The sequence below is a fragment of the Candidatus Nanopelagicales bacterium genome (assembly GCA_030700225.1).
GTDB lineage: Bacteria > Actinomycetota > Actinomycetes > S36-B12.
In genome coordinates, this window is the sequence record JAUYJT010000032.1 from 1 (window position 1) to 7,880 (window position 7,880).

11 protein-coding genes are annotated in these 7,880 nt (G+C 65.4%); 3 read left to right on the forward strand and 8 right to left on the reverse strand.

Annotated features, from left to right (window positions below):
- On the reverse strand, positions 1-192 hold a 192-nt coding region (locus Q8P38_04555; GenBank protein MDP4013873.1), incomplete at its 3' end, for a type II toxin-antitoxin system RelE/ParE family toxin.
- Positions 193-560: 368 nt separating this feature from the next.
- Between Q8P38_04555 and Q8P38_04560 the strand changes: the two genes are divergently transcribed.
- Together Q8P38_04560 and Q8P38_04565 are read left to right on the forward strand one after the other, a co-directional pair.
- A complete protein-coding gene (locus Q8P38_04560) occupies positions 561-1,766 on the forward strand; it encodes an ATP-binding protein (protein ID MDP4013874.1) in 1,206 nt (401 codons plus the stop codon).
- Between the two features lie 34 nt (positions 1,767-1,800).
- Positions 1,801-2,004, forward strand: coding sequence for a hypothetical protein (locus Q8P38_04565; protein ID MDP4013875.1), 204 nt, complete (start codon positions 1,801-1,803; stop codon positions 2,002-2,004).
- A gap of 192 nt (positions 2,005-2,196) precedes the next feature.
- On the opposite strand, the gene Q8P38_04570 is transcribed toward Q8P38_04565, so the two are convergent.
- The 5 genes from Q8P38_04570 to Q8P38_04590 all read right to left on the reverse strand — a co-directional run bounded on the left by Q8P38_04570 (position 2,197) and on the right by Q8P38_04590 (position 5,092).
- On the reverse strand, positions 2,197-2,478 hold the full coding sequence (locus Q8P38_04570) for a hypothetical protein (protein ID MDP4013876.1): 282 nt from the start codon (positions 2,476-2,478) through the stop codon (positions 2,197-2,199).
- A gap of 117 nt (positions 2,479-2,595) precedes the next feature.
- Positions 2,596-3,276, reverse strand: coding sequence for a hypothetical protein (locus Q8P38_04575; protein ID MDP4013877.1), 681 nt, complete (start codon positions 3,274-3,276; stop codon positions 2,596-2,598).
- 82 nt (positions 3,277-3,358) lie between these two features.
- Positions 3,359-3,796: a PIN domain-containing protein gene (locus Q8P38_04580; GenBank protein ID MDP4013878.1), complete on the reverse strand. Its 438-nt coding sequence runs from the start codon at positions 3,794-3,796 to the stop codon at positions 3,359-3,361.
- Complete coding sequence (locus Q8P38_04585; GenBank protein ID MDP4013879.1) at positions 3,793-4,035, reverse strand: AbrB/MazE/SpoVT family DNA-binding domain-containing protein; 243 nt, start codon at positions 4,033-4,035, stop codon at positions 3,793-3,795. Before Q8P38_04585 ends, Q8P38_04580 begins: the two co-directional genes overlap by 4 nt.
- A gap of 721 nt (positions 4,036-4,756) precedes the next feature.
- Positions 4,757-5,092 carry a hypothetical protein gene (locus tag Q8P38_04590; protein MDP4013880.1) on the reverse strand — a complete coding sequence of 112 codons (336 nt, stop codon included), beginning with the start codon at positions 5,090-5,092 and terminating at the stop codon, positions 4,757-4,759.
- 189 nt (positions 5,093-5,281) lie between these two features.
- Here Q8P38_04590 and Q8P38_04595 point away from each other — a divergent pair, with 189 nt between their 5' ends.
- On the forward strand, positions 5,282-6,292 hold the full coding sequence (locus Q8P38_04595) for a type IV toxin-antitoxin system AbiEi family antitoxin (protein ID MDP4013881.1): 1,011 nt from the start codon (positions 5,282-5,284) through the stop codon (positions 6,290-6,292).
- Between the two features lie 194 nt (positions 6,293-6,486).
- Here the strand turns inward: Q8P38_04595 and Q8P38_04600 are convergent, their stop codons facing one another.
- Positions 6,487-7,593 carry a HigA family addiction module antitoxin gene (locus tag Q8P38_04600; protein MDP4013882.1) on the reverse strand — a complete coding sequence of 369 codons (1,107 nt, stop codon included), beginning with the start codon at positions 7,591-7,593 and terminating at the stop codon, positions 6,487-6,489.
- Between the two features lie 35 nt (positions 7,594-7,628).
- Positions 7,629-7,880, reverse strand: a 252-nt coding sequence (locus tag Q8P38_04605; protein MDP4013883.1) for a type II toxin-antitoxin system RelE/ParE family toxin, incomplete at its 5' end; no start/stop codon positions are given.

The following is a 7,880-nucleotide window of genomic DNA, read 5'->3' on the forward strand; positions in this document are numbered from 1 at the left end:
CCGGTTCCCTCGGAGTTGCTCCAGGCGGAGGGAAGCGTAGTTGCGCAACTCCTGCTGATCCTGAGCCGCTTCCAGGAGCTGGCACTTCTTGCGGAAAGCCTTGACCAGATCCGGGCCGTACCTTGCCGCGAAGAAGTCCGCATCTCGATACAGGCGTTCAAGGTCTTGATCCTCGAAGGCAATTCGCACCACACTCCCCTTCACCCCTAGGGTGAAACCAGCGTAGCATGGGCCGGTCGATGGTGGGAAGAGATCGACCGTTGGAACGTCGACTTGCCCAGACCACCGCGACCGACGCGCTCTTCACGATCCAGTGGGCTGTCGCTTGATGGGGCTCGGCGGCATCCCGCGAGCCGACCGACTCGGAAGGCCGACAACGTCCCGCGCTTCCGAGTCAACTTCCGAGCTGTGGATCTCTTGGACCCTCTCGGCCATTGCAACCAGCGGCAGCCTAAGGTTTCATATGGACGCTATCAAACATTGCAATCAGCCGACCCTGTAGTCCACATTTGGCTGTTGTGAACGCTCACGCCCTCCATCCCCGTCTTGCCGTGTCGGCCTTGGCCGAGGCGCTGGCCGACGCGCCCGTGGTTCTGATCCACGGGCCGCGGCAGAGCGGCAAGACGACCCTCGCGCAAGGGATCGCAGGATCGAAGGGCTATGCCTACTTCAGTTTCGACGATGCCGTGGCTCTTGGCGCGGCCACAACCGATCCCGTGGGTTTCGTTGCCGACCTGCCCGAGCACACCATCCTCGACGAGGTGCAGCGGGTCCCCGCGCTCTTCACCGCCATCAAGGCCACCGTTGATCGGGGGCGCCGCCCCGGGCGATTCCTGCTCACGGGATCGGCGAACGTCCTGCTTGTCCCGAAGCTCGCCGATTCCCTGGCCGGGAGAATGGAGATCCTGCGGCTGCACCCGCTGGCCCAGTGCGAACTGGCCGGGCTCTCGCCGGGGTTTCTCGACGCGCTGTTCGAGGGCCGTTTCAAGGCGCGCAGCTACGGGCGGCTGGGGAAGGAACTGTCCGCGCGCATCGCGGCGGGCGGATACCCCGCCGCGCTGGCCCGGGCGACGCCGCGCCGGCGTGCAACCTGGTACCGCGACTACATCGAGACCCTGGTCCAGCGCGACGTGCGCGACCTGGCGCGGATCGCATCGCTCGATGCTCTCCCGCGCCTGCTTGCACTGGCGGCGGGCCAGACCGCTCGCCTGCTCAATGTAAGCGATCTCGCGGCGCCGTTTCAGTTGAGTCGCCCGACCATCAAGGACTATGTGGCCCTGCTGGAGCGGGTCTTCTTGCTCGAGCACCTGCCGCCGTGGCACAGTAACCGGCTGAGCCGCCTCATCAAGACGCCCAAGCTGCATCTTGGGGATACGGGGGTGGCGTGCGCCCTGCTTGGGCTCGACGCCGAGTCGCTGTCAGCGGATCGTGGCACCTTGGGGCAGTTGCTGGAGACCTTCGTGTTCCAGGAGCTGCGCCGACAGGCGAGCTGGCGCGACGACGACATCCGCTTCCATCACTTCCGCGACAAGGACGGCGCGGAAGTGGATCTGGTGCTGGAGCGTGGCGGACGTGAGTTGGCCGGGGTGGAGGTGAAGGCCGCTGCGACCGTGACGGCTGCGGATTTTCGCGGCTTGCGCAAGCTGCGGGATGCTGCGGGCTGGCGCTTTGTCGTCGGCGTGGTGTTGTACGACGGTGAGGCCAGCGTGGGCTTCGGCGAGGGGCTTTTCGCGGTGCCCATCCGCGCCCTGTGGGAGCTGACATGAGGGCGAGCAGGACCGACAACGAACAGGAACCCCGATGAGCCAGAGATACGCCAAGCTGAAAACCCTGCTGCAGGAGCTCTTTCAGCTCGACCAGCCCGACCTGGACTTCGGGCTCTACGGTGTCATGCACGCCAAGTGCGCCGAGGTGTCGCAGTTCCTCGACAAGGATTTGCTGCCGCAGGTGAAGGAAGCGTTCGGGCAATACAACCTGACTTCGGTCATTGGGGTTAGTGACTGAGTTGTGCGTGTTTCAGTGCGTCGAGGGTCGCTCGCTTGTCGGTGGTGATGGCGGGCGGGCGGGCGGGAAGGTCTGTTCGGTGCCGTTGATCGCGATGGTGGCTGAGCGCAGCGGCCGTAGTTGGCGCAGGACGTTGCGGATCGCGAGTCCGGTTCGGTTCTGGACCGGAGTCGCCGAATCCGAGTTCAGTCCTCACGTTGGCTGATGGGGGATGCGCTCGGAGTGCGCAAGCGCGAAGTGGGCCAGAGCCAGCCGACGACGGTGGGAGTGTCTGGCGGTGGGCGCAGGAGCACCGCGCGGCCTCTCCGGCGCCGCACGTGCCCGGACCTTGTCGAGGACGTCCTCGGGCAGCCGCACCGGCACGGCGGCGGTGAGCTTGGCTCGGCGGCGCACTGGCGAGCCCTGAGGGGTCTGGTTCTCAGGGGCGGCGCAGAAGGCGTGTTCCTGCTGGGGCGTCATCTCACTGGCGCTCATCGGTCCTCCTCGTATCGGCGGGCGAGGTGGTCAGCGGCCACGTAGCAGCCGATCGGCCGGCACTTGCCCGGGTCGGGGGCCGACCTGCCCGGGGGGAGCGTCAGAGCGCCTCGCGGGTCACCTTCGACAGAACGTGAGCGCGAGGTTCCACGGCCGCAGGCCCCACGTCGAGATAGCGGACATCATCGCCAGTGGCGCGAGAGCGATGGTCTCGGCCGAGGCGGGCACACTCAGGCTCTGACCCTCGCGACCGGGAACGATGTACGGATACCACAGGCCCGACCCACGAGGGGCGGGTGCGGTCTCGACCACGCTGACCAGGTCGTCGCCGTCGGACGCAACGATGGACAAGCAGTAGGGCTCGGTCGGCGAGTCCCAGCCGCCTTTCTCGACCACGAGGAACTCGTCGTTGGACAGGCAGTGGCGGATCGACTGCTCAAGCAGCCCCAGGACTTCGCCGTCCACAGACCCGGCGACCTCGCTGGCGGGGGAGAGCTGGAGAACCGAGCCTTCGAGCTGGAAGCTGCCGTCGTCGGCGGGCTTGGGGAATCGTGACGGAAGCATCAGCGTCCCCGTCTCCTCGACGAGCATCCCTACCTCACGGAACCGCCCCTCCTCCCGCAGGGTCCGCCCGATGATGCCGCGGCCCTGAATACTTGTCAGGAGGTCGGGTTCCGCCACAGACCAGAGTTGGGACGATCCAGAGTCCATCCAAGTGCGGACAAAGCCGCCGACTGCCAGGCTCAGCATGGCCGTCGTGGCGGTGTCGCCTTCCTTCAGCGGAAACTCCTGGTTCATCAGGCCCCCTGGGCTTGCCAAGCAGCCTACGGACAGGGGCCGACAAGCCCGCTTGTCGTCATCGCAGGCGCCTAGCCCTCTCCTAGACCTTGGGAACGTGCCCGCGCCCGTCCGGCAGAGGAAGCGCTTTTCCGTTCTCGGCGAGCACGAGTGCGACGAGATCGGGATCTGAGGTTGCCAGGGGAACACCCGCGGCCAGGGCGGTCGCCGCGGCGAAGCAGTCAGCCATGCTCACACAGCAGGAACGCTTGTCGTAGTGGCGCGCGCGCAGCCTTCCGGCTTCCAGGGCGGTGACTTCGCCTGCGTCGGGTATGGTCATGCCGCTGCGGACCAATAGCGCCAGTGCGACTTGGACGTCATCGGGGTCTTGGTGCCAGACCCGGACCATCTGGTCCATGATTTCAGCGGCGTTCACCGCCGCCAACAACGTTTGGCCGCGCAGAAGGTCTGCGACTTGATCGGACGCGGGTTCATCCCGCAGATATGCGATCACGGCGTACGCATCCACCAGGACGGTCATCGAACACCTCGACCGGAACCCTCGGCCGCTCGCTCGGTGGCGCGCACTTCATCACCGCTCGGGCCCGGACCCGCCATCGACCCTTTGATCGCGGAGGGGATGTCCGCCGGGATGGGTCGCACGATCGCGTAGTCGCCGCGATCGATGACCAGTACTGAGTCCGCGTGCCAACGCTTGCGCAGTGCGGCTGGCAACGACACCTGTCCGCTGCTGGTGATCTTCGCTTCGGTAGGTCCCATGCGACCATCTTACGTGAAGGCGCTATTGGAATATCAATCGCAGCGGCATCATATGTCGGCTCGCTGGATAAGACGCCGGTCTTGGCGGTTCCGTGACGCTGGCCCCCGCCTACTCCGCGTCGGTGGCGTCGGCTTCCGCAAGCCACGGATCATCTCGGGACTCGTATTCGTCGGACCACCCGCACTCGTAGCATGCCTTCGTCCCGCGCGAGAGGTAGATGCACGTCCGCAAAGGAGGTCGCGTGGGCCAGCCGCATCGTGGACACCGATCGGTGCCATCGGGGCGCGCAAAGCAGCCCCGTATCGGGAAACCACGCGCTCCTTGTCCGGCGAGACGGCTCCGGGCGGGCAAGCTCCAACGGCCCGACTCACTTCCGCCAGCGACGACAGGTATTCCCAGCGCACCTTGTCGTCGCCGAGGCAAGGCTCGGCGGGCGCAACTTCTCCAGAGTCGGCAGGACCTAGCAGCCGCCCGGTGTCACCTCGACGAAGGCCAACGCCGTCCCATTGGTCGCTGGGTGTTCTGCCCCCACAGTCCGCCGCATTTCGAACAGGAGCGACTCCATGCGCCCTGGTCGCCGGACGGCATCTGCCTGACAAGCTTGCCGCGCCGACGCTCGAAGTCGACTTCAACGGTCGTCATTTGCACGCTCCAGAATCAAGATCGTTCTCCCCGTTCTTCCCCGCTTCGGCTGGCTTCCGCGACTGTGCCCGGGTCGCCTCACTCGAGCGTGCAGTGCGGACTCTCGCCAGGACCGCGCTTCCTCTGACGGCGGCGTCGGATACTGCGCCCACCGAAGTAGATGCCAGCACCGACAGCACCGGCCGCCACGACGGGTGCGGCTACGAGGATGCCGACGCCAGCTGCCATTCTTCCACCGGCCAAGCCCCCGATCGCGGAAAGTCCGCTGATGATGCCCGCAGCGCTGACTCCCGGCGCCGCTGACTCCCGCCGCGCCCACTCGTAGAGCGAACCGCCCTCGCCAGATCGGACTACCCACACTCGACTCGTGTTCGCCTTTCGAAGCGGTACGTGTCGCACCTGGGGTTCGGACACGACTGCCACCACTGAGATCGTATGGCTCGTGGCAGACAACTGGGTGGACGAAGGACCCGCCACCGAGTGAGGCAGCCGGGCCCCAGTCGGGCGGCCGTCGGGCGGCCGTAACAATTCCAGTCTCGTTGTTCAGTTTCGCTATGTGTTCAGGTATGCTGAACAGGCTACAAAGCTGAACAGGAGCGCCTAATGCGGTCCGAAACAATGCGACAGGTCCTCGACCGGCTTGCCGCGTACGGCATCGAAACTGACGCAACCGCTGCGATGGCCAGCGCATTCGAGGGAGTGCCCGCTGCGGTTCGGCTACGGCGAAAGGGCTCGGAGCAGGAGTTCGTGCTGGCATACCTGCCGACGATGACACTCACTCATCGAAGCCTTCTCGGAATGCACGATCGGTGGACACACCCCATCCTTGTCGTCGGCGAGTACATCGGCGCACGAAGCTCCGCAGCCTATAGACAGGCTGGCATCCACTACCTTGATGCGGCTGGCAACGCCTACATCGAGTTCGCAGATGTCCTGATTGATGTCCGTGGGCGCCCGAGATCCAATCTGGTCGAGCAAAGGAATCCCGACGGAGCGGCCAACTTGTTCAGCCCGCGACGGGCACAGGTCATCTTCGGGTTGTTGGCCTGGCCGAACTTGTTGAACGCACCCGTGCGGGTGATCAGCAGGACAGCTGGGGTGTCCGTCGGCCAGGCGCAGTCAACAATGAAGCTGTTGGAACACACGGGGCACCTCCGTGACGGCGGTACTCACCGATGGCGCGAAGAGGGCACGCTCGTTGACCACTGGACGGCCGCCTACCCGACCGGCCTTGCGCCGACCCTTCGCATCAAAGACTTCGCGGGAGGCATCTCCGATGTACGCAGGCCCGAGGGCGATGATTCCCTGTTCGTCAGCGGCGAGGCCGCGATGACCGAATCCCTACGCCCGACCACCCTCACCCTGTACACGCAGGACTTGAACCCGAAACTGGCGGTGCTGAACCGCTGGCGCACGGACGGCCCGCCTAACATCTTCATACGCCGCAAGTTCTGGACGCAGCCCGGCGAGCAGGGGTCGGCGACACCTACGGACAAGTTCCGAAGTGTTCCGCCGTTGCTCATCTACGCCGACCTGATGGCCAGCGGCGACTCGCGGCAGCGCGAGGCCGCAGTGCAACTGAGGGGGCGAGATGCTGGACTTCGCGAAACTTAGCCAAGGCGACCTCGACGCCGATCGAACCCGCGACCTGAAGGCCGCCTGGTCACAAACGGATCTCGACTACCTGGCAAGCAGCTTCGGGCACGCGAACCTCCCGGCGAGTATCGGTTCGCGGCCATTCCATCCTGGCGCACCGGAACTGCGCGCGCCCGTTGGCGCTCCCGCCGCGGGGCGCCATGAGGAGGCCGTCAAGCAGCCTGAGCCGGGGGATAGGTGGGCCAGCGCCTCAACTCGCCCGTCACCTTCGGGATGAGCCCGTTCAAGTGGGTCCACGGCAGGACGCCGTCTTGATGCAGGCGACCAACCACCACGGCAGGACTGACGTTGTTCGCTTGAGCGGCCTCATGCACTTTCGCGGCGGAGATCGGGCGAGTCACCGTGATGGGCGGCAAGATCCACCCGGCAGCCCTTGAATTCGCCCTCGCCTCCAGTCCACCGGACCCTCCCGAAGCCAGGTCCAAGTCCAGCCGGAAGCCCTTGTCCACATGGCCCAGGCTCAAGTGAGCGAGCTCATGAGCCAAAGTGAAGACCTGGCTATCTAGCCGCCTCAGGCGTCCAGACAGCGCAACTACCGGCACACCGCGAACGATGAGCGCAGCGCCGTCGATTCGGCTCCCCTTGAATGCTTCGACGTGAACCAGCTGAATGCCGTGTCGGGCGAACGTCGCAGGTAGTTCCCGTAGGTCTTGGGGACTCCGCAGTATTTGGGCCAGGGAGGAACCCAGGGTTCCGGCCTCCACCCGCCAGTCGCGCACTCGGGTCGGCGGTGGCGAATGCTCAGCTGCCCTCACGCAGCAGGCCAGCCACGCGATCTGGACGGGTGTCGCGGCCTCACCGTGATTGTTCCGGCGAGCAGCAGCGAGCAGTGAGGGCTTTGCCTCAAGGTCTGGGATCCCAAGCAGCTCACAGACAGCTCGCTCTTGGGACTGAACCGATCCATTTGGGACGATCCCACGCTTGCGGAGCTCTGCCAGCGGCACCTTGGAACGCAGGCGCGCCCTACGCTCAACGTCGCTCAGTCGGGTCGAACCCGGTGCCCGACGGACGCGCGCGAGGTCGTAGTCGGCCTGCAACCGAAGCCAAGTGCTCGCGTTCGTTCCAGTCGCGGCAGCGATTTCGGAGGCCGTGTCCGGAGTGATGGACTTGCGGCCGTTGAGGATTTCCGAAACTGCCTGAATGGGTCGCCCGAGGATCTCGGCGAACTCCGTTACCGTCCACTCGCGGGCGTCGAGTTCGTCGCGAAGGAACTCCCAGGCGGGAAACACCTCGGCACGCTGCTCGGTGTCGCTGGTCATCTTCCCTCTCCTTCGCCCTGTCACCATCACCTAGTTCAGTGGTAGTCCACGATCTCTCGCACGATGACCACTACCCCGTCCTCAGACCGTTCGAATCGCAGGACCAGTCGCCATTGCGCGTTCAGCCGGATCGAATACTGCCCCTTCCGGTTCCCTCGGAGTTGCTCCAGGCGGAGGGAAGCGTAGTTGCGCAACTCCTGCTGATCCTGAGCCGCTTCCAGGAGCTGGCACTTCTTGCGGAAAGCCTTGACCAGATCCGGGCCGTACCTTGCCGCGAAGAAGTCCGC

Excerpts from the sequence above, each read along its gene's own strand:
- Q8P38_04565 (MDP4013875.1), top strand. The coding sequence starts at position 1,801 with ATGAGCCAGAGATACGCCAAGCTGAAAACCCTGCTGCAGGAGCTCTTT.
- Q8P38_04570 (MDP4013876.1), bottom strand. The coding sequence starts at position 2,478 with ATGAGCGCCAGTGAGATGACGCCCCAGCAGGAACACGCCTTCTGCGCC.
- Q8P38_04575 (MDP4013877.1), bottom strand. The coding sequence starts at position 3,276 with ATGAACCAGGAGTTTCCGCTGAAGGAAGGCGACACCGCCACGACGGCC.
- Q8P38_04580 (MDP4013878.1), bottom strand. The coding sequence starts at position 3,796 with ATGACCGTCCTGGTGGATGCGTACGCCGTGATCGCATATCTGCGGGAT.
- Q8P38_04585 (MDP4013879.1), bottom strand. The coding sequence starts at position 4,035 with ATGGGACCTACCGAAGCGAAGATCACCAGCAGCGGACAGGTGTCGTTG.
- Q8P38_04595 (MDP4013881.1), top strand. The coding sequence starts at position 5,282 with ATGCGGTCCGAAACAATGCGACAGGTCCTCGACCGGCTTGCCGCGTAC.
- Q8P38_04600 (MDP4013882.1), bottom strand. The coding sequence starts at position 7,593 with ATGACCAGCGACACCGAGCAGCGTGCCGAGGTGTTTCCCGCCTGGGAG.